The organism is Pseudonocardia sp. NPDC049154 (genome assembly GCF_040648315.1).
GTDB lineage: Bacteria > Actinomycetota > Actinomycetes > Mycobacteriales > Pseudonocardiaceae > Pseudonocardia.
In genome coordinates this window covers 36,418-61,453 of the sequence record NZ_JBEZDN010000036.1, presented here as the reverse complement: position 1 = coordinate 61,453, position 25,036 = coordinate 36,418, and the positions used below count along the sequence as shown (strand labels likewise).

The 25,036-nt window shown below is 73.6% G+C and carries 20 protein-coding genes and 1 pseudogene; 10 read left to right on the top strand and 11 right to left on the bottom strand.

The features are described 5' to 3' along the window. Window positions 1-84: 84 nt before the first annotated feature. Together AB0B41_RS19100 and AB0B41_RS19095 are read right to left on the bottom strand one after the other, a co-directional pair. Window positions 85-1,587 (bottom strand): aldehyde dehydrogenase family protein, encoded by a 1,503-nt coding sequence (locus tag AB0B41_RS19100; protein ID WP_358204906.1) that lies wholly within the window; start codon window positions 1,585-1,587, stop codon window positions 85-87. A gap of 93 nt (window positions 1,588-1,680) precedes the next feature. Then, a complete protein-coding gene (locus tag AB0B41_RS19095; RefSeq protein ID WP_358204904.1) occupies window positions 1,681-2,523 on the bottom strand; it encodes a cupin domain-containing protein in 843 nt (280 codons plus the stop codon). A 256-nt stretch (window positions 2,524-2,779) separates the two neighbouring features. Here AB0B41_RS19095 and AB0B41_RS19090 point away from each other — a divergent pair, with 256 nt between their 5' ends. After that, on the top strand, window positions 2,780-3,739 hold the full coding sequence (locus AB0B41_RS19090) for a helix-turn-helix domain-containing protein (protein WP_358204901.1): 960 nt from the start codon (window positions 2,780-2,782) through the stop codon (window positions 3,737-3,739). A 252-nt stretch (window positions 3,740-3,991) separates the two neighbouring features. Here the strand turns inward: AB0B41_RS19090 and AB0B41_RS19085 are convergent, their stop codons facing one another. The 4 genes from AB0B41_RS19085 to AB0B41_RS19070 form a co-directional block, all read right to left on the bottom strand. Further along, on the bottom strand, window positions 3,992-4,876 hold the full coding sequence (locus AB0B41_RS19085) for a hypothetical protein (RefSeq protein WP_358204899.1): 885 nt from the start codon (window positions 4,874-4,876) through the stop codon (window positions 3,992-3,994). Window positions 4,877-4,970: 94 nt separating this feature from the next. Then, window positions 4,971-5,792 (bottom strand): ABC transporter permease, encoded by an 822-nt coding sequence (locus AB0B41_RS19080; RefSeq protein ID WP_358204897.1) that lies wholly within the window; start codon window positions 5,790-5,792, stop codon window positions 4,971-4,973. Continuing rightward, on the bottom strand, window positions 5,789-6,736 hold the full coding sequence (locus AB0B41_RS19075; protein ID WP_358204896.1) for an ABC transporter permease: 948 nt from the start codon (window positions 6,734-6,736) through the stop codon (window positions 5,789-5,791). Before AB0B41_RS19075 ends, AB0B41_RS19080 begins: the two co-directional genes overlap by 4 nt. Continuing rightward, a complete protein-coding gene (locus tag AB0B41_RS19070) occupies window positions 6,737-8,272 on the bottom strand; it encodes an ABC transporter substrate-binding protein (protein ID WP_358204894.1) in 1,536 nt (511 codons plus the stop codon). A 626-nt stretch (window positions 8,273-8,898) separates the two neighbouring features. Between AB0B41_RS19070 and AB0B41_RS19065 the strand changes: the two genes are divergently transcribed. The 3 genes and pseudogenes from AB0B41_RS19065 to AB0B41_RS19055 all read left to right on the top strand — a co-directional run bounded on the left by AB0B41_RS19065 (window position 8,899) and on the right by AB0B41_RS19055 (window position 11,993). Beyond that, on the top strand, window positions 8,899-10,095 hold the full coding sequence (locus AB0B41_RS19065; protein WP_358204891.1) for an epoxide hydrolase family protein: 1,197 nt from the start codon (window positions 8,899-8,901) through the stop codon (window positions 10,093-10,095). After that, window positions 10,092-11,075 (top strand): hypothetical protein, encoded by a 984-nt coding sequence (locus AB0B41_RS19060; protein ID WP_358204889.1) that lies wholly within the window; start codon window positions 10,092-10,094, stop codon window positions 11,073-11,075. Before AB0B41_RS19065 ends, AB0B41_RS19060 begins: the two co-directional genes overlap by 4 nt. 55 nt (window positions 11,076-11,130) lie before the next feature. Continuing rightward, window positions 11,131-11,993, top strand: a pseudogene (locus tag AB0B41_RS19055) (alpha/beta hydrolase). A gap of 4 nt (window positions 11,994-11,997) precedes the next feature. Here the strand turns inward: AB0B41_RS19055 and AB0B41_RS19050 are convergent. From AB0B41_RS19050 to AB0B41_RS19040, 3 genes are read right to left on the bottom strand one after another with little or no spacing between them, the layout of a single operon-like run. Beyond that, a complete protein-coding gene (locus AB0B41_RS19050; RefSeq protein ID WP_358204887.1) occupies window positions 11,998-15,255 on the bottom strand; it encodes a cytochrome P450 in 3,258 nt (1,085 codons plus the stop codon). Then, the gene (locus tag AB0B41_RS19045; RefSeq protein WP_358204884.1) at window positions 15,252-16,073 is read right to left on the bottom strand and encodes a hypothetical protein; all 822 of its coding nucleotides are present in this window, start codon (window positions 16,071-16,073) and stop codon (window positions 15,252-15,254) included. The genes AB0B41_RS19050 and AB0B41_RS19045 overlap by 4 nt, the downstream gene beginning before the upstream one ends. Continuing rightward, entirely contained in the window at window positions 16,070-16,252 is a 183-nt protein-coding gene (locus AB0B41_RS19040; RefSeq protein ID WP_358204882.1) for a hypothetical protein, read from the bottom strand. The genes AB0B41_RS19045 and AB0B41_RS19040 overlap by 4 nt, the downstream gene beginning before the upstream one ends. Before the next feature lie 273 nt (window positions 16,253-16,525). Between AB0B41_RS19040 and AB0B41_RS19035 the strand changes: the two genes are divergently transcribed. Next, window positions 16,526-17,806 (top strand): patatin-like phospholipase family protein, encoded by a 1,281-nt coding sequence (locus tag AB0B41_RS19035; RefSeq protein WP_358204879.1) that lies wholly within the window; start codon window positions 16,526-16,528, stop codon window positions 17,804-17,806. A gap of 13 nt (window positions 17,807-17,819) precedes the next feature. On the opposite strand, the gene AB0B41_RS19030 is transcribed toward AB0B41_RS19035, so the two are convergent. Beyond that, a complete protein-coding gene (locus AB0B41_RS19030) occupies window positions 17,820-19,064 on the bottom strand; it encodes an MFS transporter (RefSeq protein ID WP_358204877.1) in 1,245 nt (414 codons plus the stop codon). A gap of 158 nt (window positions 19,065-19,222) precedes the next feature. Continuing rightward, window positions 19,223-20,128 (bottom strand): LysR family transcriptional regulator, encoded by a 906-nt coding sequence (locus AB0B41_RS19025; RefSeq protein ID WP_358204874.1) that lies wholly within the window; start codon window positions 20,126-20,128, stop codon window positions 19,223-19,225. Between the two features lie 107 nt (window positions 20,129-20,235). On the opposite strand from AB0B41_RS19025, the gene AB0B41_RS19020 reads away from it, so the two are divergent. Genes AB0B41_RS19020 through AB0B41_RS19000 form a run of 5 tightly spaced genes read left to right on the top strand, consistent with a single transcriptional unit; the run spans window position 20,236 to window position 25,032 of the window. Then, window positions 20,236-21,210 carry a cyclase family protein gene (locus AB0B41_RS19020; protein WP_358204872.1) on the top strand — a complete coding sequence of 325 codons (975 nt, stop codon included), beginning with the start codon at window positions 20,236-20,238 and terminating at the stop codon, window positions 21,208-21,210. Between the two features lie 35 nt (window positions 21,211-21,245). Next, a complete protein-coding gene (locus AB0B41_RS19015) occupies window positions 21,246-22,376 on the top strand; it encodes an FAD-dependent monooxygenase (RefSeq protein WP_358204870.1) in 1,131 nt (376 codons plus the stop codon). A gap of 10 nt (window positions 22,377-22,386) precedes the next feature. Next, window positions 22,387-23,325, top strand: a complete 939-nt coding sequence (locus AB0B41_RS19010; protein WP_358204868.1) for a VOC family protein — start codon at window positions 22,387-22,389, stop codon at window positions 23,323-23,325. A gap of 10 nt (window positions 23,326-23,335) precedes the next feature. After that, complete coding sequence (locus AB0B41_RS19005; RefSeq protein WP_358204866.1) at window positions 23,336-24,298, top strand: fumarylacetoacetate hydrolase family protein; 963 nt, start codon at window positions 23,336-23,338, stop codon at window positions 24,296-24,298. Then, window positions 24,295-25,032 carry an SDR family NAD(P)-dependent oxidoreductase gene (locus AB0B41_RS19000; RefSeq protein ID WP_358204864.1) on the top strand — a complete coding sequence of 246 codons (738 nt, stop codon included), beginning with the start codon at window positions 24,295-24,297 and terminating at the stop codon, window positions 25,030-25,032. Before AB0B41_RS19005 ends, AB0B41_RS19000 begins: the two co-directional genes overlap by 4 nt. Window positions 25,033-25,036 lie beyond the last annotated feature (4 nt).

Below are 25,036 nucleotides of genomic sequence, written 5' to 3'. Positions count from 1 at the left end.
CACACCTCAGAACGGTTGGGAACCCCCCAGCGCGGCGCGCCCCCCCCCCCCCCCCCCCCCCCGCCCCCCCCGCCGCGGTCGCGTTCAGAGAGCGACGTTGACGGTCTTGGTCTGGGTGTAGAGGCTGATGACCTCAGCGCCGAGCTCGCGTCCCCAGCCGGACTGCTTGAACCCGCCGAACGGTAAGGCGGTGTCGAAGCCGTTGTACTGGTTGATCCACACCGATCCGGCGTTGAGCTCGCGCGCGGTGCGGTGGGCCTTGGAGATGTCCCGGGTCCAGATGCCGGCGGCGAGGCCGTAGTCGCTGTCGTTGGCGGCAGCGGCGACGCCCTGCTCGGCGTTGAACGGCAGAGCGGCGACGACGGGCCCGAAGATCTCCTCGCGGACGATGCTGAACCGCGGCTCGACGTCCACGAACACGGTGGGCTCGATGAAGTAGCCTTCGTCGCCCCAGCGCTTGCCGCCGGTCAGGGCGCGAGCGCCGTCCGCCAGTCCCTCGGCAAGGTAGCGGGAGACGCGGTCGAACTGCTCCTGCGACACCAGCGGCCCGAGCTGGGTCGCGGGATCGAGGCCGGGACCGATCTTGACCTGGGCGGCGGCGTCGGCGACGGCCTGGGTGAACTCCTCGAAGATCGCGTCCTCGACGTAGAGGCGGGTGCCTGCGGTGCAGGCCTGGCCGTGGTTGAACAGCCAGGCGTTGAGCGAGCCGGGCACGGCGATGTCGAGGTCGGCGTCGGCGAACACGACGTTCGGGCTCTTGCCGCCCAGTTCCAGGCTCACCTTCTTCAGGTTGCCCTTGGCGGCGTCGACGATGAGCTTGCCGACCTCGGTGGAACCGGTGAAGGCGACTTTGTCGACGCCGTCGTGCGCGGCGACCGCGGCGCCGGCGTCGCCGAACCCGGTGACGATGTTCACCACGCCGGGCGGGAACCCGGCCTCTTCGAACAGCTCGCCGAGCAGCAGCGCCGTCAGCGGGGTCTGCTCGGCGGGCTTGAGCACCACGGTGTTGCCCGCGGCGAGCGCCGGAGCGATCTTCCACGCGGCCATGAGCAGCGGGAAGTTCCAGGGGATGATCTGGCCGCACACTCCGACGGGTTCGCGCAGGGTGTAGGCGTGGAACTGCGCGCCCTCGGGGGCGAAGGGCATGGACACGTTGACCGTGCTGCCCTCGATCTTGGTCGCCCAGCCGGCATAGTAGCGGAAGACGTCGGCGGACCAGCCGACGTCGACGACCTGGGCGATGCCGGCGGACTTGCCGTTGTCCAGGGCTTCCAGCTGCCCGAACACCTCGGCACGCTCGGAGAGCAGGTCACCGATCCGCCAGATCAGCCGCTCGCGCTGATTGGGCTTGATCCGCGACCAGGCGCTGTCCTCGAAGGCCGCACGGGCGGCCTGCACCGCGCGGTGGACGTCCTCGGCCTCTGCGTGGGCAACCTCGGTCAGCTTCTCGCCCGTGGCCGGGTCGTAGGTGGGGAATGTGCGGCCCGAGGCCGCGTCGACCCACTCGCCCCCGATCAGGAGCTTGCCGGAGCGGGACAGGAAGTCGCGGACGGAGCTGTGCAGAACGGGATCAGCGGCGATCGTCATGTGCTGAGCCTTTCGGGGGGAGTGTGCGCTGAGACGGCAGCGGGCAGACGGCGGGGGCGCCGACTCTCGTCGGCGCTCCCGGCGCGCTGGGAATCACTCGGGCAGCTGGTCCTTGGTGATCACCCAGAGCTTCTTGGTGAACGGGCCCTTCGAGATCCAGGTGATGTGCTGACCGGAGTTCAGGCCGATGACGTCGCCTGCTCCGTAGTTGGTCACCCGGCCGGTCTCGGTCTCGCGAACCTCGACCTCACCGGCCAGCAACAGGATCGTCTCGTCGCCCAGCGTTCCGGTGTACGGGGTGGTGAGGGTGCCGTCCGGGGTGACGTCGGTACCGGCGATGCCCTTGCCCGACCGCCAGATCCCGCTCAGGAACGTCCCACTCGACCCACCCTCGCTGATGAAGAACAGCTCGCCCGCGACCTGCGGCCCCTCCGCAGGCTCAGTGAAGTGGTAGTCGACCCACTCCTCCGGGTTGTCGTTGACGGTGTGCACCGTCAGGTTCTGCGGCGGGTTCGGGGTGGCCTGGCTGCCGTTCCAGATCACCCAGTACTTCTTGAAGTACGGCGAACGGATCTCCCAGGTGACCTCGAGGCCCTTCGGGTGGCTGAGGATGGATCCCGGGACGAGCTCGAACCGCTCACCGGTCGCGTTCACGGTCACGGTGGCGGAACCCTCGATCACCGCGGCGAGCTCGTCGCCGAGCGGAGAGGAGTAGACGAGACTGTGCGACCCGTCCGGATTGGCACCCGGCGACGTCGGGCCGGTGCGCCAGAAGCCGGCCTGCAGAGAACCGCTCGTGCCGTTCGCGCGGAAGATCGCGACCTCGCCATGGACCTGCTTGCCCAGCCGGGGCTCCTCCCACTCGAACGGGGACCAGTCCTGCGGAGCAGGGTTCTGGGTCCCGCCGTGAACCTTGTGCTCGGCGACCGAGGTCATCCGACTCTCCTTCAAGCTAGTGTCCGCCCGGCCCGCGAATCGGTCCGGGTCCTGTGTGGTGCATCGGATCTGTGGCGTCCTGACAGCCGGCTCGCGCTAGGGCGCCGATGTGACGAGCAGCACGCTAGGAGAGTCCCGCGAGGCGTGGTGTTCCCTCGCCGCCACAGACTTGTCGCCCCGTGCCACCCAGGTGTTCAGCGGGCCGTCCGCCAGGATCAGGAGTGCCGTGAGACACGGGAACTCGTACTCTCGGGGAGTGGACATCAGGGCCGCAGGCGACGTCACCGAGGAGAGCGCCGTCTCGCTCGCAGACTGGGCCGAGCTGATCAGGGCTCGATTCGTCGAGCTGTCCATCACCCCGCACAGCGGCACAGGTCTTCGAGGTGCGGTCCGGTCACGTCGACTGGGGCAGTTGCAGGCAGCGACCGTCCGGTCGGCACCCCAGACGTTCCGCCGTACCTGCCCGCAGGCGGCGGCCGCCGACTCGGAGCTGCTGGCCGTCGGCATGATCGAACACGGCGTCGGCCATCTCGAGCAGGACGGCAGGCGCTGCGCGGTCCGCGACGGCGGATTCGCCGTCTACGACACCACCCGCCCCTTCACCTGGAGTCTCGACGGCGCCTGGGACATGCGGGTCTACACCTGGCCGCGCGGCGGCCTCCCGGTCACCGACGCGGAACTGCAACGGCTGACCGCCCGCGCCGTCCCGCGCTCCTCGGCCATCGGGTCCCTGGTCGCCCCGATGCTGCACAGGCTCACCGTGGCCGACGCTCCGGCCCTGTCCCCTCCGAACGCCGTACGGCTCGCCGGCGAGATCGCCGAGCTGGCCGTGATCGCGGCCTCCGAGCCGGAGCCGGACGCGGGCAGCGGGGCGAACGCGGACCAGGGGCTCTTCCAGCAGGTCCAGGAGTTCGTCGAGGACAACCTCACCGACCCGCGGCTCGGAGCTACACGCATCGCCGGTGAACTGTTCGTCTCCACCCGGACTCTGCACCGTGCATTCGCGCGACACGACCTCACCCTGGCCAACTGGATCAAGGAACGACGGCTCCAGGCCTGTCGGCGAGCGCTGCGCTCACCGAGCTGGCACGACACCCCCATCAACCAGGTCGCCGCCCACTACGGCTTCGCCAACGCCTCGTTCTTCAGCCGAGAGTTCGCGGCCCGCTTCGGGACCACGCCACGCGCCTACCGCCAAGCTAACCGCAGCCGGTAGCGGCGCCCACGACTCCGACCTGGCCGATCCCGGAATGTGCAGATCGCTGCGCCTGCGCGCAGGGACAAGCGGATGATGGGCGACTACCAGCGAAATGCTGGCCTGCTCGAAGTGGCGTCCGCCGAAGCTGGTGTCCGACCGACACGGCGACGGGCGAGGTGTCGTGTCGCGTTGCCAATCCCACCCGCACCCAAGTGGCGGCCACTTGCTCCTCTGTCGAGCTGCGGTCGCAGGAGCCCTCCCTAGGGCTAGCTAGGAACGGCGGTCGAACAGCCGGGTCCGCAGCTCGGTCTGGCGCTTGTCGATCCCCTCGACGTACTGGTCGAGCTGCTCGACGCAACCGGTGAGCGGCTGGTCCGCGACGGCGTGGAACGGGCCGAATTCGAACAACTCGGCGAGGGTCGTCTCGACGGTGCGCCGGCGCTGCGCGACCCAGTCGAAGAGCCGGCGGTTCAGTGAGGCCGCGAATTCGACGACGTCGTCCCCAGGAGATTCCTGCGCGAGTGCGTGACGGATTTCCGTGCGCAGGACACTTTCCGCCTCCTTCTCCAGCGCGCCGTCGAGCATCGGTCCGGCGGGTGCGGCGAGAACCGACCCGAGGGGCAGCACGGCGGGGCCGAGTTCGAGTTCCAGCTGGAGGACGGACAACGGGTACGGGCCGTGGTCGCGGCGGATCGCGAAGGCCGGGAGTGCGAGGACCATCGGCACCCGCGCGACGGCGTGGCCGGGAATCTCGTCGGCGACGTCCACGCGGAGATCGAAGGTCGGTTCCTCGCGGGGATGCGGGAGGGCCCCCGCCCCGACGTCGACCCCCTGACCAGCCCGGATCGGCTCGATCTGCGGCGCGGCTGCCGGTCCCGCCGCCCCGGGAACCCGCGGCAGCTCGTAGAGCAGCAGGAGCGCGCTCGCCGGGCAGGTGACCCGCAGCCCGGTGATCCTCCGGGGACGGTCCGCAGTGTTCCGCAGGGTCAGGGTGAGGTGCAGCCGGAATTCACGGTGCTCGGCGGGTCCACGGGGATCGGGTTCCGACGGGAAGGCCCTGCCGAATTCCTCTTCCCAGCGGATATCGAGACCGACGACCTCGACCGTCGCGACGCGGCGCCGGCCACGGAGCGGAAAGACGGAAATCGCCGTCATCAGCAGACCGCCGACGGACCTGACGACGGCCGCATTCACAGCGCGACATTAGCACCGGGGTCCGCACGGCCGTCCGTCGCCCCATTTCCGTACCTCATTCTGATGACGGCAGGGAAGAACCGCGACGTGCGGTCCACGAACGACGCCCGGCCGGGTTCTCGAGACCCCGCCCGACGACGAGCGCGAGCGCCGCGACGAGGACGACGGCCACCGACGGGGCCAGCACGACGTGCGGGGCGGCGAAGAGGAACTCCCGCCCCTCGGCGACCATTGCGCCCCACTCCGGTGTCGGCGGCTGGATGCCCAGCCCGAGAAAGGACAGCCCCGAGACGGTGAGCAGCGTCCCGGCGAAGCGGACGCAGGCGTGGGCGACGAGCGGGCCGGCGATGTTGCGCAGCACGTGCCCGCCGAGCACGCGGGCCCGCCCTGCCCCGAGCGCGGCCGCGCCCTCGACGTAGCCCTGCCCGACCTCGCGCACGGTGAGCTGGTAGGCCTGGCGCGCGAACGGGGTCCACCCGACGACGACCACCGCGACCAGCAACGAGCCCGGGCCGGGTCCGAGAACGACCGCGGCGAGCAGCCCGAACAGCACGGTCGGGAGCGCGGCGAGCAGATCGGTCAGGCGCAGCACGGCCCGTCCCGCCCGTCCGCCTGCGTACCCGCACGTCAGCCCGACCGCGACCCCGATGGCCCCGGTGACCACGACGACGCCCGCCGAGAGACCGAGCGTGAGCCGGCCCCCGACGAGGAGCCGCGCGGCGACGTCGCGGCCGAGCTGGTCGGTGCCCAGCAGGTGCGTCGTCGACGGCGGGCGGAGGATGGCCGCGAAGTCCGTCGCCACCGGGTCGGGCAGCAGCAGGGGCCCGGGGCCGGCCAGGAGCACGATCCCGGCCGCGGCACCGACGACCCACCTCACCGGTCGGCCTCCCGGTCGTGGGCGACCGGGTCGAGGGCGAGCTGCGCGACCTCGGCGACCGTTCCGGCGACCACCGCCACCGCGACGAGGACGAGCATGCCGGCCTGCACCACCGGCAGGTCCCGGGCCAGAACGGCGTCGAGCAGCAGCCGGCCCACCCCGGGGATGCCGAACACGGTCTCCACCACCACCGCCCCGCCGAGGAGCCCCGCCACGAACATCCCGGACAGCGAGGTCACCGAGGTCAGCGCGAGCCGGGCGGCGTGCCGCCAGAGCACCCGGCGCTCCGGCAACCCCTTCGCCCGCGCCAGGCGGACGTGGTCGCGGCCGAGTACGTCGATCGTCTCGGCCCGCACGAGCTGTGCCGCCAGCGCGGCCGGGTAGGCCGCGAGCGTGAGCACGGGGAGCACCAGGTGCTCCGGACCGCCCCAGCCGATCGCCGGGAGCACGCCGGCGCCCACCGCGAACACCAGGACCAGCCACGGCGCCAGGACGAACTCCGGCACGGCGATCCCCGCGATGCCCGCGGTGGACAGGCCGCGGTCGAGCAGGCCACCGGGACGCCGCGCGGCGTACACACCGGCCGGGATCCCCAGCACCGCCGCGAGCCCCAGCGCGGCGCCGGTGAGCAGCCCCGACACCGCGATCGTCGACCCGAGCTGGTCGATCACGGAGGTGCGGGCGACGTACCCGATCCCGAGGTCGCCCCGCAGCACGGCGCCCAGCCACCGCAGGTACTGCCCGACGACCGGGCCGTCGAGCCCGAGCTCCGCCGTGACCCGGGCCGCCACCTCGGGCTCCGGCGCGTCGGAGGCGACCCGGGCGCGGAGCACGGTCCGGGTGACGTCGCCGCCGATCAGCCGGGGAAGCGCGAAGGCCACGACCGACGCGGCCAGCAGGACCAGCGGGAGCGGCAGCAGCCGCCGCAACAGCGGGCCGAGCACTCAGGTGTCGGTGCGCGACAGCGGCGGCAGGACCGGCCGCACCCCGAGCGGGTCCGGCACGAAGCCGCTCACCCCGCGCGAGCCGGCGGTGTTGAGCGGGTGCACGACCATCACCCCGACGGCGTCGGCGGTCAGCATCCGGGCGGCCTCGGCGAACAGGCGCTGGCGCTCGGCCGTGTCGGTGACGGTCGGCAGCCGGTCGATCAGCGCGTCGTAGGCCGGCGAGCAGTAGTGGTCGATGTTGTAGCTGCCGCCGCACGTGTAGTCCGAGGTCAGGGTGCTGGTCGCGTCGGCGTAGTCGGACAGGTAGCTGCGCGAGTTGAGGAACATGTCGAACCGCCCGGCGAGCACGTCCGGCTCCTGTGCGGCGTAGTCCCCGACGGTCACCTCCACCCCGATCCCGGCCCGGGCCAGCATCGACTGGATCGCCCCCGCCAGGACGGGCATCTCCGGGCGGTTCGGGAAGGTCCACAGCCGCACCTGCAGCGGCCGCTCGGGGCCGTACCCGGCCTCGGCGAGCAGGACCTTCGCCGCGTCGACGTCGGCACCCGGCGGCGGGGCGGTCCCGCCCCACGGCACCGCCGCACCGAACAGGTCCGCCGCCGGCGCCGCCGCGCCCCCCAGCACCTGCGCGGCCAGCACCGGCCGGTCGATCGCCGTCGTCACGGCCTGCCGCACCCGCAGGTCCGAGAAGGGCGCCGCGGACTGGTTGAGCAGCAGCTCGATCGTCCGCGCGCCCGGGTACTCCGCGACGTCGACGCCGGCCGAGCGCAGCTGGTCGAGCGAGGCGGTGGGGAGGCCCTCGGCGAACTGGACGTCGCCGGACTGCAGGGCCAGGGCCCGGCTCTGCGGATCGGTCACGTACCGCACGGTCACCCGGGCGGTACCGGCCTTCGGGCCCCAGTAGTCCTCGTTGCGCACCAGGACCGCGGAGTCGGTGCCGTTCACCGTCTCCAGCACGTACGGGCCGGTGCCCGTCCGGATCACGCTCGGCTGCCCCTCCCCGGCGTACGCGGCGGGCGCGAGAATGCCCAGGTTCCCGCTGCTCATCCGCAGCGGCACCACCGGGTCCGGCTCCGCCGTCGTGATCCGGACGGCGTCCGCGCCGTCCGCGGCGATCTCGAACCCGATCCCGCGGATCGACCGGGGCGGCGCCGTGGCCTCGGCGATGTGGCCGAGCGCCGTGACGACGGCGTCCGGGGTCAGCGGGCTGCCGTCGTGGAACGTGACGCCCTTCCGCAGCACGAACCGCCAGGTCCGCGGGTCGGCGGTCTGCTCCCACGAGGTGGCAAGCCCCGGAGCGGGCTGGACCGCGTCGTCGACCGTCGTCAACGTCTCGGCCACACCGAGGCTCTGCAGCCGGGCGCCGTCGTCGGCGTCGAACGCGTACGCGGCGCGGGGCGGGAACTGCAGCGCGACGGCCAGCTCGCCGTCCGCCCCGGCCGCACCGGTCCCGCCGCCCTGCCCGCCGCACGCCGCCAGCACGACCGCCCCGGCCACCGCCGCCACCAGCCGCGCCACCCGCCGTCGTGGCATCCGGTCGTCACCTCGATCCCGTCCGGGCCACCCGGATCGGGCAGCCGGATGCATTATCTGTGCAACTGTTCAGATGAGTCAACGTGACATGAACCCGACCTGGGTTGCGCGATGGAAGCAACTGGCACCGGTGGCTCAGCTCGCCCTGACCCGTCTGTCGCCTTTTCGACTTTCTCGTCGACCTCGGGGTTGGATCGCCCTGCCGGCCGGGATACGGTCCCCCGGACCTCGCGGTCCCGTTCACGCGTCGCCCGCCGGGAGTGCCATCCCGTCGCCGCGCGTGCCGGCGGCGCCCCTCGCGCAGCCGCGACGGTCGAACGCGGCGCCTGCCTCGATGCCCGCCCCTCCGGCCTCGCGGCAGGCGCCCTCTCCCTCACCACCGGGGACATCACCACCGGGCGGATCACGTCCGGCCGGTTCACCTCCGTGAGGTGATGGCTCCCGCCCTCAGGTCCGGAGCATTGGTCGCCGCCTCGGGAGCCCGACGCGGCTCCCGCGGCCCACCGCCGACCGGCCGGCCCGGCACAGCGCCGGCCCGGCACAGCGCCGGACCGGTGCCGGACCGGTGCCGGACCGGTGCAGGACCGGTGCCGACCACAGCCGACGACCACGCCTGGAGCGAGCCCATGGGAGCCACAGTCCCGACGACCGGCGGGGACGCGATCCGCCCGTTCACGATCGACGTCCCCGAGGAGCAGCTCACCGACCTGCGCAGACGTGTCGCAGCGACGAAGTGGCCCGACCGGGAACCCGACGCCTCCCAGGGGGTGCGGCTCGAGACGATGCAGGCGCTCGCCGACTACTGGTCGACGGAGTACGACTGGCGGCGGTTCGAGGAGCGGTTCGCGGCCCTCCCCCATTTCGTCACCGAGATCGACGGCGTCGACATCCACTTCGTCCACGTCCGCTCCGAGCACGAGGACGCCTTGCCGCTGCTCGTCACGCACGGCTGGCCGGGCTCGACGGTCGAGCAGCTGAAGATCATCGACCCGCTCACCCGGCCCACGGAGCACGGCGCGAGCGCCGCGGACGCGTTCCATCTCGTCATCCCGTCACTGCCCGGGTACGGGTTCTCGGGGAAACCGACCGAGACCGGCTGGGACCCCGTCCGCATCGCCCGCGCCTGGGTCGAGCTGATGAGCCGGCTCGGCTACCCGCGGTACGTCGCGCAGGGCGGCGACTGGGGCAACGCCGTCACGGAGCGGATGGCCTTGTTGAAGCCGCCCGGCCTGCTCGGCATCCACACCAACATGCCGGCGACGGTTCCCGCCGACGTCTCGAAGGCCCTCCAGCTCGGCGACCCGCCTCCGGCCGGGCTCTCCGCCGCCGAGCGGACGGCGTACGAGACGCTGGCCGACTTCTTCAGGACCGGCGTCGGGTACGCCATCGAGATGGCCAACCGGCCGCAGACCCTCTACGGCATCGTGGACTCCCCCGTCGGCCTCGCGGCGTGGATGATCGACCACGACGTCCGCAGCTACGAGCTCATCGCGCGCGCCTTCGCCGGCCGGCCCGGCGGCCTGTCCCGCGACGACGTCCTCGACAACGTCACCCACTACTGGCTGACCAACACCGCGATCTCCTCCGCGCGGCTCTACTGGGAGAACACGGGGGCCTTCTTCGACGCCCGGGGTGTCGACATCCCGGTCGGCGTGACCGTCTTCCCCGACGAGCTCTACCCGGCCCCGCGGAGCTGGGCGGAGCGGGCGTACCCGAAACTCGTCCACTTCAACGAGGTCGACGAAGGGGGCCATTTCGCCGCCTGGGAGCAGCCGCAGACGTTCGCGGCGGAGGTCCGGGCGACCTTCAGGTCGCTGCGGTGACCGCGACGGCGGAGCTGCCCGTCGAGGGCGAGCTCCCGGAGCTCGCCGGCGCCACGGCCTGGCTGAACTCCGCCCCGCTGACTCCGGCCGGGCTGCGCGGCCGGGTCGTCGTGGTCCAGTTCTGCACCTTTTCCTGCATCAACTGGCTGCGCACGGTGCCCTACGTCCGGGCGTGGGCCGCGAAGTACCGCGACGCCGGACTGGTCCTGATCGGCGCGCACTCGCCGGAGTTCCCGTTCGAGCACGACCTGGCGAAGATCCGGGCCGCCCTCGACGGGCTGGGCGTCGAGCACCCGGTCGCGGTCGACAACGACTTCGTGGTGTGGCGTGCCTTCGAGAACGCCTACTGGCCCGCCCTCTACTTCGCCGACGCCGCCGGACGCATCCGCCACCACCACTTCGGCGAGGAGGACTACGAGCGGTCGGAGCGGGTGATCCAGCAGCTGCTCGCCGAGGCCGGGCACGACGACGTCGACGACGACCTCGTGGCCGTCGAGCCCGACGGCGTGTTCCGCGCCGCCGACTGGGACGGGCTCGGGTCGCCCGAGACCTACGTCGGCTACGCGCGGGCCGCCGGCTTCGCCTCCCCCGGCGGCGTCGACCCCGACCGCGGCCGGGTCTACGCCGAGCCGCCGCGGCTCGCGCTCAACCAGTGGGCCCTCGCGGGCGACTGGACGGTGGGGAGCCAGACCGCGACCCTCGGCGAGCCCGGCGGGCGGATCGTGCACCGCTTCCACGGGCGGGACCTCAACCTCGTGCTGGGCTCCCGGACGGGCGGGCCGGTGCGTTTCCGGGTGCGGATCGACGGGCGGCCGCCGGACGGCTCCGCCGGGCTCGACGTCGACGGGCGCGGCGACGGCACCGTCGTGGAGGACCGACTGTACCAGCTGGTCCGCCAGGACGGCCCGGTGGCCGACCGCACCGTGGAGATCACCTTCGTCGACGCAGGCGCCCAGGCCTACGTCTTCACCTTCGGCTGAGCCGGCGCCGCCCCGCGGGCCGATGAGTTCCGGGCCGCGGGGCGGTCCATCGGGCATGCCGAGTCACGTGCTGGAGACACCCGAGGTCGACCTCGCGTACGACGTCGAGGGACCGCTGCCGACCGCCGACGGCCGCCCGCCGCTGCTGCTGATCGGCCAGCCGATGGACGCCGGCGGGTTCCGGGCGCTCGCCGCCCGCTTCCCCGACCGGACGGTCGTCACCTACGACCCGCGGGGCCTGGGCCGCAGCGTCCGCAAGGACGGCCGGGTCGACCAGACCCCGGAGGCCCAGGCCGCGGACGTCCACGCGCTCGTCGAGCACCTGGGCGCCGGCCCCGTCGACCTGTTCGCCAGCAGCGCGGTGCCGTCACCGCGCTCGCCCTGGTCGCGGCGCACCCCGGCGACGTGACCACCCTCGTCGCGCACGAGCCGCCGATCCTCTCCGTGCTGCCCGACGCCGGGGCCGCCGAGCGCGCCCGGGCCGCCGTCCGGGACGTCTACGAGGCGAAGGGCTGGGGTGCCGGCATGGCCGCGTTCGTCGCGATGACCTCGTGGCAGGGTGAGTTCACCGAGGAGTTCCTCGCCCGCCCGGCGCCCGATCCCGCGCAGTTCGGGATGCCGGCCGGCGACGACGGCTCGCGCGACGACCCCCTGCTCTCCGACCGGTCGTGGGCGGTCAGCAGCTACCGCCCGGACGTCGCCGCGCTGGCCGCCGCGCCCACCCGCGTCGTGATCGCCGTCGGCGAGGAGTCGGCGGGCACCCTCACCGCGCGCACCGCGGAGGCGACCGCCGCCCTGCTCGGCGGGCGGCCGGTCGTCTTCCCCAGCCACCACGGCGGCTTCCTCGACGGCGAGTTCGGCTACGCCGGCAAGCCGGACGAGTTCGCCGCGACCCTGCGGACGGTGCTCGACGGGTGAGCCCCTACACCACCGCCGTCTCGCCCCAGATGTCCTCGAGGTAGCGGTCGCTCGCCCGCAGCCCGGCGAGCCACGCCTCGCCGTCGGACTCGCCGGCGCCGGTCTTGGCGCGGAACACCGCGACGAGGGCCGCCCGGACGCCCGGGGCCATGGTCGAGGCGTTGCCGCAGACGAAGACCACGCCGTCGTGCTGCAGGGCCTCCCACACCTGGTCGGCCGACGCCTCGAGGGCGTGCTGGACGTAGCGGTGTGCGTAGCCCTTGACCCGGGAGAAGGCCGGGATCAGGGTCGCGACCCCGTCGGCCTCGTAGGCCTTCAGCTCGTCGGCGTAGAGCAGGTCGTCCTCCGGGTCCCGGCAGCCGAGGAACAGCAGGGACGTGGCGATCGGGACGCCGCGGGCCCGCAGCGCCTGCCGCTCCTGCAGGAACCCGCGGAACGGGGCCATCCCGGTGCCGGCCCCGACCATGATCATCGGCACGTGCGGGTTCTCCGGCGGCCGGAAGGCGATGCTCGGCTGCCGGACGAACGTGAACACGGTGCCGCCCTCGGGCACGTCGCCGAGGTGCCCGGAGCAGACGCCGCGGAACGTCGAGCCGTCCCCCCGGCGCGCCGGCGCCTCGAGCACGCCGACGGTCACCGCGGCCTCGGCGCTCATCGACGGCGACGACGAGATCGAGTAGTAGCGCGGGCGCAGCGGCGGCAGGAGGTCGAGGTACTCCGCGAACGGCAGGTCGCACTCCGGGTGCTCCTCGAGCAGGTCGAGCAGCGTGCGCCGCGGGACGGCGATCCGCTCCCGGTAGCGGGCCTTCGCCTCGTCGTCCGTCCCGGCGAGGTCGGCGAGCTCGTCGCGGGCCGCGCCCTCCGGCATGTGCGCCGCCATCGCCGCCAGGCCCGCGCGGCTCGCGACGTCCTGCAGCTCGACGGAGCCCGCCAGGATGCCGAGCAGCGGGTAGGGCTCGCCGATCGGCAGGTGGGTCGGGGTGGCGCCGGTCGCGGTGAGCGTGGCGTACTGGCCGCCGTCGAGGCCGAAGCGCGCGATCACGCGGTTGACCACCGACATCGCGTTGCGCGGCAGCACCCCGAGGTGGTCGCCGGCGGCGTAGGTCGTCCCGGTGGGCAGCGCGATCTCCAGGTGCCGCACCGAGCGTCCGCCCGGGGTCCCGGCGCGGGCCGTGAGCTCGCGGTTCACCCGGACCGTCGCCGCCTGGCCGCGGTAGGACTGCAGGATCGGGCTGGCGGTGCGGCGCTGCTCGAGCTCCACGGCCAGCCGCGGACCGCCCCCGGCCATCGCCGTCGCCCCGGCCTCCAGACCGAGGGCGGAGCCCAGGGCGTCCCACAGCCCGGCGTACCAGGCCTCGAACTGCCCGTCGAAGTCGCCGCGGGCGTCACCCTCCCCCCGCGGGTAGACGCGCGTCGCGCCGCGGGCCTCGAGCGCGGCGTCGACCCGGGTGGGCACCGCCTGGTAGGTCGCGGCCCAGTCGCGGTTGCCGCAGCCGAAGACCGTGTAGCGCACGCCCTCCGCCGAGGTGGCGGTGTCGTCGGCCCACGTGCAGAACTTCCCCGCGTTGTCCGGCGGCTGCCCGTTGTACGACGAGGTGACGACCACGACCGCGCCCTCGGTGGGCAGCTCCCCCACCGCGTCGTCCAGCCCCGCGGTGCGCGCGGTGTAGCCCCGGTCGGTCGCGTCCCGCGCGATCCGCGAGGCGAGGTCCTCCGACGCCCCGAGGTTCGACCCGAACAGCACCAGCAGCGGGGTGCCGTGCCGGTCGGCCGGCGCGACGGCGAGGGCCGGGGACCGCGGGATCGTCACGGCCTCCGCCTGCCGCGGCGTCGTGCCCCAGGTCCGGCCGCCGCGCGGGCGAATGGTGATCGTCAGCCCCTCGGGCTTGAGGGTCAGCGACTCCTTGATCTTCAGCTGGTAGTCCGCGTGGTCGACCAGCTCGAAGCGCTGCAGGACCATGCCGAGCACCAGCGTGGCCTCCTGCAGCGCGAACTGCCGCCCGATGCAGGCCCGCTGGCCCGACCCGAACGGGCGGAACGCGTTGGGCGGCAGGGCGTCGAGACGCTCGGTCGCGACGTGGTCCGGGTTGAACTCCTCCGCGTCGGGCCCCCACACCCCGGTCAGCCGGTGCAGCATCGGCGTCAGGGCGACGACGGCCTGCCCGGGCTCGAAGGGCCCCCACCCGCCCACCGTGGTCCGCTCCCGGGCCTGGCGGGTGAACGCGGGCGCGGTCGGCCACAGCCGCAGCGTCTCGTCGAGGATCTGCCGGACGTACCCCAGCTGCTGGACCTGCGCCACGGTCGGCGGCACCGACGGGTCGGTGCCCAGCACGCGGTCGACCTCCTCATGGGCCCGCGCGACGACCTCCGGGTGCTTGAGCAGGTAGGCGATCGCGAAGGACAGCAGCCCGCTGGTCGTCTCGTGGCCCGCGACCAGGAACGTCACGCACTGGGCGACGATGTTGTGGTCGGGCAGGCGGTTCCCCTGCTTGTCGGTGCCGACGAGCATGTGCCCCAGCAGGTCGGTTCCCGGGTCGCCCGAGGCCTTCCGCTCCGCGAGGATCCGGCCCACCGTGTCGTCCATGTACCTGCTGTCCGCCTCCAGCTGCCGCTGGGCCCCGCGGCGCAGCTTGATCGCGGCCGGGAGCAGCCGTTGCCGGGCCTGGGTCTCGTGCAGCGCCCCCATCATCGCCTCGACGAACGGGTGCTGGCCCTCGCGGTAGAAGGAGTTGAAGCGGTAGCTGAACCCGCACAGGGCGATCGTGTCGAGGGTCAGCCGCGTCATGTCCGCGGTGACGTCGATCGGCTCGTCGGGGTTCAGCCGCTCCCACTTGAGGCACAGCTGCTCGGCGATGTCGATCATCGGGTCGAGGTAGCCCTTCATCGCCCAGGTGCTGAAGCTGGGCAGCAGGATGTCGTGCGCCGACTTCCACAGCGGGTCGTCGGTGTCGGCGGTGAACAGCCCGGCGCTCTTGTGCGTCTTGCGGAACTCCCGCTGGCTGAGCCCGACGAGCTTGTCGAAGCGGGTGTCGTCGCACAGGTCGTTCACCATCTCCAGGCCGGACGCGACGTAGATCGGCCCGGTCGGGGTGGTGAGCTTGACCATCGGCCCCCACTCGCGCACGACCTTGATGAGGTCCTGGATCAGCGTGGCCTGGTGGATCTCGAACATGTTGCCGATGAGGGGCACGCCCTTCGGACCGGGGATGTCGTCCAGCGTCCTCGACGGGGCGGGCGTGGCGGGCGTGACGGAGGCGGTCATGGCTGGTCGCTCCTGAGGCTCGGGCGGGCGGTGTCGTCGAGGGGCGCGGCGGTGCCGGGGGGTGCCGGGTCGGGCGCGGGTGCGGGCGCCGGTGCGGGCGCCGGTGCGGGCGCCGGTGCGGGCGCCGCCGCGCGACGGGCGTGACGCAGCAGGAAGATCGAGATCAGCACGACCCACGCCGGGAAGACGAGGACGGCGGCGGGGTTGCTGGTCACGGCGAGCAGCAGGAACGCGGCGAGCAGGTATGCGATCACGGCCGGGACGACCGGGAGCACCTTCGCGTTGCGCAGCAGGGTCGTGGTGGTCAGCGCGAACATGCCGGCCCCGCGCACCCCGAAGATGAACACGAGGCCGTAGCCGACGCCGGTGAGCGCCCGCGCGGTCTGGGGGTCCTCGGCGGGTGTATGGCCGAAGTAGACGCCGAACGCGACCGCGCCGACCGCGGCGGTGCCGGCGAACAGGAGCGTCACGAAGATGGCCCCGGCCAGCAGGTTCAGCCCGTGCGCCATCGTCGACGGCGCCGGGGTCAGGGTGTCCAGCACGGCGCGCATCGCGGTCATGTGCCAGAGGAACGCGATACCCGCGAACGGGACGAGGTAGAGCCCGACGGCCACGAACAGCTGGTCGCCGCCGTTGGCGTAGAACCCCGCGTACGCCGAGTCGGGGTCGGCGAGCGTCGGGGCGCGGTGCACCAGGACCAGGGCCACGACGAACAGGACCGCGAACACGATCCCGCTGATCGCCGCGATCCGCGCCGAGGGCCCCGTGCCCGACGACGCCGACGGGGCCGCCTCGCCCGCCGGGGCCGCCGCGCTCACCGGGTCCGCCGCGGCGCCGCGCCGTCGTCCGGGAACGGGTCGCCGGGCGGTTCGAGGTCCTCGAGGATCCGGAGCAGGTCGAGCGTGCCGGAGAACGCGAGTTCCCGGCCGGAGTCTGTCGTCACGATGCCCCCCAGTCGCCCGTCGGCGGTGCGGAGAAGCTGGACCGTCAGGTGCATGACCTCCCCCTGTCACCGCGGACACGGTGGCACGGGGTGCGGCCGGCCGACCACGGTCGGACCTTCCAGCCGGCCTTCCAGTTGACTCCCGCGTCCCGGCCGGGCGCGGTCCGTGACCGGGCCGCTCCGCAGGATCGGCCGGGCGGCTCCGGGGCCCGCCGCCGTTCGGAGCAGGAGCACCGCGGGTTCCACACAGTGGGCGCGCGTGAGCTGCGTCCCGGCAGCTTCTCACTGCCTTCCGCCGTCCGCGGGAGGGCGGTAGGAACGGGTCCCATGACCGGAGGCCGACCCCGCCGCATCGCGCTCGCCTGCCAGGGCGGAGGGAGCCACACGGCCTTCACCGCCGGCGTGCTCGCCCGCCTGCTGCGCGCCGACGCGCTGCGCGACCACGAGATCGTCGGGCTGTCCGGCACCTCGGGCGGGGCGATCTGCGCCCTGCTGGCCTGGGTCGGGCTGCGGGACGGCGACCGGGAGCGGGCGGCCACGCTGCTGGAGGAGTTCTGGCGCGACAACTCGGCGCGCTCCCCGATCGCGCGCCTGCAGAACGTCGGCATGGTCACCGCGGGAGTGCTGCAGGGGCTCGGGCTGGTCCCCGGGATCAGCCCCTACGCGATCCCGAGCGCGCTCGGCGGGACGGACCAGTTCCGGGCCTTGCTCGCGCGGCACGTCGACTTCGACGCGCTGACCGTCGACAGCGCGGGCGAGGACCCGATGCTGCTGCTCGGCGCCGTCGACGTCCTCTCCGGCCGCTTCCGCGCGTTCAACAGCCGCCAGGACCGCATCACCGCCGACGCGGTGATCGCCTCGGCCGCGATCCCCACCCTGTTCCGCGCCGTGCGGACCCACGGCGGCACGTACTGGGACGGGCTGTTCTCGCAGAACCCGCCGGTGCGCGACCTGCTGGCCACCCGGCCGGACGAGCTGTGGGTCGTCCAGATCAACGCGCCGGCCATCGACCGGGAGCCGCGGACCCTGATCGAGATCGGCGACCGGCGCAACGGGCTGGCCGGCAACCTCTCGCTGCACCAGGAGCTCGGGTTCATCGAGACGATCGACCGGATGCTCGCCGACGGCGACCTGCTCCCGGACCGCGGCTACATCCACACGACGGTCCGGATCATCGAGATGCCGTCGACCGTCCTGCCCCGCCTGATCGGCTCGGCGTCGAAGCTCAACCGCGACGTCCTGTTCCTCGACGGCCTGCAGGCGAAGGGCCGGGAGCAGGCGGACCGCTTCCTCGCCGCGCTCGCCTTCGAGCACGCCGTCGACGCCCGGGACGCCGACGCCGTCCGCGCCGCCACCACCGAGGAGGCCCGGCTGGTGTCCGTCGCCCCGTTCCGGGACCGTGCCGACGTGTCCCTGCGCGGACACATCCCCGCGCTGCTCGACGGCACGTTCGCCATCGACCCCACCCGCAAGCAGGTGGCCGGTGACCGGGCCACGTGGAGACTGCGGATGCACGACGGGCCGGCGGCGTTCGGGCAGGCCGAGGCCGAGTTCACGGACGGCCGGGTGTCGGGACTGCGGCTCGGCCCGGTCCCCGCCGAGGGGTGAGCCCCCGGCCGGCTCAGTCCCGGGTGAGGTCGAGCGGCTGGTCGTGACGGCGCAGGAGCAGCGCGGCCAGCACCCCGACCACCCCGGAGGCGAGGCCGAGCACGGCCAGCGCGGCCTGCAGCCCGCCGACCCCGGCGCCGACCGCGGCGAGGATGAGCGGGCAGAGGAACTCGCCGAGGAACAGCGCGCCGGTCCAGAGCCCGGTGCCGCGGCCGCGCTGGTCGAAGTTGAGCCGGTTGACCGCCCAGGTCAGCAGCGTCGGCAGCAACATGCCGGTGCCGAGACCGGTGAGGACGGCTCCGACCGTGATCACGACCGGCGACGTCGTCGCGAAGACGAGCAGCAGGCCGACGGCCGAGAGCCCGAACTCGATCGGCAGCAGCGCCCGAGGTGTCCGGCCCGACAGCCGGCCGAACACGACCGCGCCGGCGGCGGTGGCGAGCGACATGACCGCGCTGATCGCGCCGATGGTGCCGGTGGCGGTGATCCCCACGCCGGCCAGCACGAACGACAGCTCCACGATCAGGGCGTAGAACACGATCCCGCCGAACAGCGTGACCACGCACGGCACGAGCAGCTGCCGCCAGGGCAGCGGCGTCCGGGTCCCGGAGGCGGTGGCGGGCCGCGCGGGCTGCCAGATCGCGAGCGCCATCGGCACGGCGAGCAGCGCGGCCACGGCATAGAGCCAGAACGGCGTCCGCCATCCGGCGGCGCCGAGCACGCCGCCGAGGGCGAGGAAGACCGTGGCGGACAGCGTGGCCACCAGCGTCTGCAGGCCCAGGTACCGCGCCCGCCGGGCACCGGACCAGTAGTCGCCGATCAGCGTGGTGCAGCAGGTCATGATCGCGCCCTCGCACAGCCCGACCAGCACCCGGCTCGCCAGGATCGCGCCGAGCGAGTCCAGGTAGAGCGGGGCGGTACCGAACACGGCGTAGGCGAGCATCGCGACCAGCAGCAGGCGCTTGCGGTCGATCCGGTCCACCACCACCCCCGCGAACGGGGCGGTCAGCCCGATCAGCAGCGCGGGGGCGGTGAGCACCACCGGGACCAGGACGTCGACGCCGGGCGTCCCGGCGAAGGCCTGCGTCATCTGCGGCAGCACCGGGGCGATGAGCACGGCCCCGAGCACGGACAGGCAGCTGCCGGCGAGCAGCAGGGCCAGCTGCAGGGGCCCGGCCTCCCGCTGGGCGCCGGGCGCGGGCGCCGTGTCGGGCGCGGCGCCGGGCGGCGGGGCGTTCAGGGCGGGACTGTCGGACATGGGGGCACCTGACCTCGTCGTCGATGCGGAGCTCTGCTCCGGAGTGGACGGTCGCGACACCGCCGGCACCGGTGCGACCTGCGACGAAGTGTGGGGACGCGGCGGCGCGAGCGGAAATCACTTCTCCCGAAGTGCGCTATCAGCCCCGTGGATGGGCGCTACACGCGCCCCGCCACGCGGGTCAGGAGGTCGCGCAGGTACCGGTGCTCGGGGTCGTCGTCGTACATGGGGTGCCACCAGATCGCCTCGACGAGCGGGGCGACGTCGACGGGGCAGGGCAGCGCGCGCACCCCGAACTCCGCGGGGATCCGGTCGACGAGCCGGCGCTGCAGCAGCGCGACCCGGTCGGAGCCCGCGACCAGGCCCGGGACGGTCAGGAAGTTCTCGGTGACGACCTGGACGTCCGGCTCGATCCCGAGCATCCGCATCTGCCGCACGGCCGGGGTCGAGGCCGTGGGGCCGTGGTAGGTGACGACCCACGGCAGAGTCCGGAGCTGCTCGACCGTCAGCTCCGCGCCGACGGCGGGGTTGCCGGTGGCGACCAGGCAGACCCAGTCGTCGAGGTAGAGGTCGGTGTGCGGGAGCGCGTCGACGAAGCCGTGCGGCATCAGCAGCAGGTCGGCGTTGGTCAGGGTCTGTGTGACGTTGTCGACCACCTGCGGGGTGTTGGCGGTGAACCGCAGGCGGGCGCCGGGCGCCTCCTCCCGCAGGCACGCCACCAGCTCGGGACCGAGTACGGCGACGCCGTAGTCGGTCATGATCAGCGAGAACTCGCGCGTGGTGGTGGCGGGGTCGAAGTCCGGCTCGGCGGCGAAGACGCGCTCGACCCCGGACAGCGCGGTGCGCACCCGGTGGCGCAGCTGCACGGCGAGGGGCGTGAGCCGGTACTGGTTGCCGAAGCGGGCCAGCAGGTCGTCGCCGAAGTGCCGGCGCAGCCGCGCGAGCTGGGCGGACACGGCCGGCTGGCTGAGCCCCATCTGCTCGGCGGCCCGGCTGACGCTGCGGTGCTCGAGCAGCGCGTCGAGCGTCACGAGCAGGTTGAGGTCCAGGCTCGCCAGGTTCACGAGGCGGCAGCGTATCCACCGCACTGATGTCCCGCATCACCCATTTCGTCTTCCCTGATGCGCGCGGATCACCGACCGTGGACGGCGTCGCTCGAGGAGGTACCGACATGCTGGACCGCACCGATCCCGAGGGGGCCATCGCCGCCGCGGCGAAGCGCTGCTCGAACTGGGGCCGCTGGGGCGCCGACGACGTGCTGGGCACCCTGAACTTCCTGGACGAGGCCAAGCGCCGCGAGGGCGCCGCCCTGGTCCGCCGGGGCGTGAGCTTTGCGCTGGCCCAGCGCTTCGACGCGGACGGCCCGCAGAAGGGCTGGCGGCGCCGCACCAACCCCGTGCACACGATGCTCGACACCGGCCTGGAGGCCGAGCGCGGCACCCAGGGCTTCCCGCACGGCCTCGGCGGGGCGGACGACGTCGTGTTCATGCCGCTGCAGGCCTCGACCCAGTGGGACGGGCTCGGCCACATCTTCGACCACGGCGTCGCGTGGAACGGGCGCGGCGCCGGCGACGTCGTGACCAGCGAGGGCGACCGGGTGACCGGCATCGAGACCGCGTCGGGCCGGATCACCGGGCGCGGGGTGCTGCTCGACGTGGGCCGCGCGATCGGGACCGGCGGGGAGCTGCCCGACGGGTTCGCGATCACCGTCGAGCACCTCGAGGAGACGATCGCGGCGCACGGCGTGACCGTCGGCCACGGTGACCTGCTGCTGGTGCGCACCGGACGCCTGGCCCGGGCCCGCCGGGAGATCGCGGAGGGGAAGGGCTGGGGCGACTACGCCGGCGGCCCCGCCCCCGGCCTGTCCTTCACCACGGCGGACTGGCTGCACGGCACCGAGATCGCCGCGATCGCCACCGACACTTGGGGCTTCGAGGTCCGGCCCAACGAGTTCGACGAGGCCTTCCAGCCCCTGCACCAGGTCGCGATCCCCCACATCGGGCTGTTCCTCGGCGAGATGTGGGACCTCGACGCCCTCGCCGCCGACTGCGCCGCCGACGGGACCTACGAGTTCTTCCTGACCGCCGACCCGCTGCCGGTGACCGGCGCGGTCGGCGCCCCGGTCGCCCCCGTCGCCGTCAAATAGCCCCCGCCCCAGCCCCCGCGGACGAAGGAGTCCCCATGCCCGCCGTCAACACCGTCCTCGTGGTCGGCAGCGGCCTCGCCGGCACCGCGACCGCGATCCACCTCGCCGACCGCGGCGTCGCGGTTGACCTGGTCGAGATCACGCCCGACGTCGCCGCCGTCGGCTCCGGGATCACGTTGCAGGGCAACGCCCTGCGCGAGCTGCGGAACCTCGGCGTCTGGGAGCGCGTGCAGGCGCGCGGCTTCGGTTTCGACAGCCTCGGCCTGCGCGCCCCCGACCCCGCGGGGACCCTGCTGGTCGAGATCCCCGACGCCCGCACGGGCGGCCCGGACCTGCCGGCCACCCTGGGGATGCCGCGCCCGGACCTCGCCCGGATCCTGCACGACCGTGCCGGCGAGGCCGGCGTCAAGATCCGCTTCGGGATCACCGCCACCGGGCTCCGCCAGGACGGTGCCGGCGTCGACGTCGACCTCTCCGACGGCACCTCCGCCCGCTACGACCTGGTGGTGGGCGCGGACGGGATCCGCTCGGCGGTCCGGCGGATGCTCGGCGTCGAGCTGGAGACCCGCCCCACCGGGATGGGCATCTGGCGCGCGTTCGGCCCGCGGCCGGCCTCGGTGACCCGCACCGACCTGTTCTACGGCGGACCCTGCTACATCGCGGGCTACTGCCCGACCGGCGAGGACTCGCTCTACGCCTACGTCGTCGAGGACGCACAGGACCGCAGCGCGCTGTCCCCCGAGGAGCGGCTGGCCACCATGCGGACGCTGGCCTCGGCATACCACGGCCCGTGGGACGACGTCCTCGCCACGCTCGACGACCCCTCCCGGGTCAACTACACCTGGTTCGAGACCCACGTGCTGCCCGCGCCGTGGAACCGCGGCCGCGTGGTCCTGATCGGCGACGCCGCCCACTCCTGCCCGCCGACGCTGGCCCAGGGCGGAGCCCAGGCGCTCGAGGACGCCGCCGTGCTCGCCGAGCTCCTGCTCGCCGCCGACACCCTCGACGACGACCTCTGGGCCGCCTTCACCGCGCGCCGGCACGCCCGCGCCGCCGCTGTCGTCGAGGCCTCCGTCCAGCTCGGACAGTGGCTGCTCGACCACGAGCAGGGCGACGTCCCCGGCCTCATGGGCCGCATCGCCGCGCTCGTCACCGAACCCGCCTGAGGAGACAGAAGTGACCGACCGACTCATCACGCACCTGCGGCACGTCGACCTCGCCGTGCCGGACCTGGCCCGCCAGCAGGACTTCTACACCGGCGCGTGGGGCCTCACCACCGAGCACTCCGACACCGGGATCGCCTTCCTCGCGGCCGAGGGCTCGCCCGAGCAGTACGTGGTGCGGCTGCGGCAGGCCGCCGACAAGCGCATCGACCTCATCGCCTTCGGCGCCGCGACCCCCGCCGACGTCGACACCCTCGCCGCCCGCCTGGCCACCGCCGGCGTGCAGCTCGTCCGCGAGCCCGGCGTGCTCGACACCCCCGGCGGCGGCTACGGGTTCCGGTTCTTCGACAGCGAGGGCCGCACCGTCGAGGTCAGCGCCGACGTCGCGATCCGCACGCACCGCACCGTCGAGGCCGGCGAGTCGATCCCCGTGCGCCTGTCGCACGTGGTCGTCAACGCGGCGGACCCCGAGGGCACGCGGGCCTTCTACGAGCGCCACCTCGGGTTCCGCCTGTCCGACACGCTCATGCACCCGCGGATGGGCCAGATGATGTGGTTCCTGCGGATCAACTCCTGGCACCACAGCATGGCCATCGCCCGCGGCCCGCACCCGTCGCTGCACCACGCGTCGTTCGAGCTGCGCGGGATCGACGAGTACATGCGCGGCACCGGGCGGCTGCTGCGCGCGGGGGTCGAGAAGATCTGGGGTCCCGGCCGGCACCTGGCCGGCAACAACACCTTCAGCTACTTCCTCGACCCGCACGGCAACACCGTGGAGTACACGACGGAGCTGGAACTGATCGACGAGGACACCTGGCACCCGCACCTCTACGACTTCACCCGTCCCGAGGTGTCCGACCAGTGGGGCACGGCCAACGCGATGAACGAGTTCGTCGCCTCCCGGTCGTTCAACGACGTCGACAAGGGCCTGTTCGTGGCCCCGCCGGTCTGAGGGGGCCGCCATGCGGTTCGCCACCGTCGCCCACGAGGGCAGGGTCCGCGCCGGCGTCGTCGCCGACGGGACGGTCCACCCGCTGCCGGCGGGCACCACGGTCCTCGACCTCGCCCGCGCCGGGTCGTCCGCGGCGCGCGAGGCGGGGGCAGCGGCGCTCGCCGGGCCGGGCGTCCCGCTCGACGCGGTCCGGCTGCTGCCGCCGCTGGATCCTCCGACCGTGCGGGACTTCGTCGCGTTCGAGGAGCACGTCGAGGGCGTCGTCGCCTCCGTCGGTGACGGGGCGGGCGTCGTACCGGAGTGGTACGAGGCCCCGACCTTCTACTTCACCAACCCGTGCGCACTGGTCGGGGCGCACGACGACGTCCCGGTCCCCCCGGGCTCGCAGCTGTTCGACTTCGAGCTCGAGGTGGCCGCGGTCGTCGGCCGGGACGCGGAGTCCCCGACGCCGGAGGAGGTGGAGATCTTCGGCTACACGATCCTCAACGACTGGTCCGCCCGCGACCTGCAGCGCCGCGAGATGAAGGTCAACCTCGGCCCGGCCAAGGGCAAGGACTCCGCGACCACCCTCGGCCCGTGGCTGGTCACCGCGGACGAGCTGGAGCCCTACCGGGACGCGGAGGGCTTCCTGGCCCTGGACATGCGCGTCGCGGTCAACGGCGTGGAGATCGGCCAGGACCTGCTCTCCAACATGGGCTGGCCGTTCGAGGAGCTCGTCGCCTACGCGGGCCGTGGCACCCGCGTCCGCGCCGGCGACGTCCTCGGCTCCGGGACCTGCGGCAACGGCGGGTGCCTCGCGGAGCTGTGGGGCCGGCGCGGCGCGCAGGACCCGCCCCCGCTGCGCCCCGGCGACGTCGTCGAGATGACCGTCGAGGGGATCGGGACGATCCGCAACACCGTCGTCGCCGGCGTCGATCTGCCGCCCGTCCGCCCCGCCCGTGTCCGGCCGCGGACCCGGAAGCGGGCGTCGTGAGGGTCGCGGGGAAGGTCGTGATCGTGACCGGCGCCGGGCAGGGCCAGGGCGCCGCCGAGGCCCGGCTGCTCGCCGCCGGGGGCGCCACCGTGGTCGGCGTGGACCTCGAGCCCGAGCCGGCCGAGGAGCTGCCCGGGGTGGACTACCGGCAGCTCGACGTCACCGACGGCGCCGGGTGGGCCGCGCTGACCGCCGGGCTCGACCGGGTCGACGGGCTGGTGGCCAACGCCGGGATCACCTGGCGGGCCCGGCTCACCGAGCTCGACGCCGCCGACCTCGCCCGCGTGCACGAGGTCAACGTGACCGGCACGCTCCTGGGCATCCAGGCCGTCACGCCGCGGATGCCCGCGGGCGGGTCGATCGTGGTCGTCGGCTCGGTCGCCGCGCTGACCGGCCACTACCCGGCCGCCTACACCGCCAGCAAGTGGGCCCTGCGCGGGCTCGCCAAGGCCGCGTGCCTGGAGCTCGGCCCGCGCGGGATCCGGGTGAACACCGTGCACCCCGGCTACATCGAGACCCCGATGACCGCGTCGGCCGCGCCCGCCTTCCGCGCCGCGAACGTCGCCGAGACCCCGCTCGGCCGCACCGGCACGGTCGACGAGGTCGCCCCGCTCGTCGCCTTCCTGATCGGCGACGACGCCTCGTTCGTCACCGGCGCCGAGATCCCCGTCGACGGCGGCCTGACCGCCCACGGCGGCGTGAAGTCGATCAGCGACGCCGTCCGGACCCCCTGAGAGG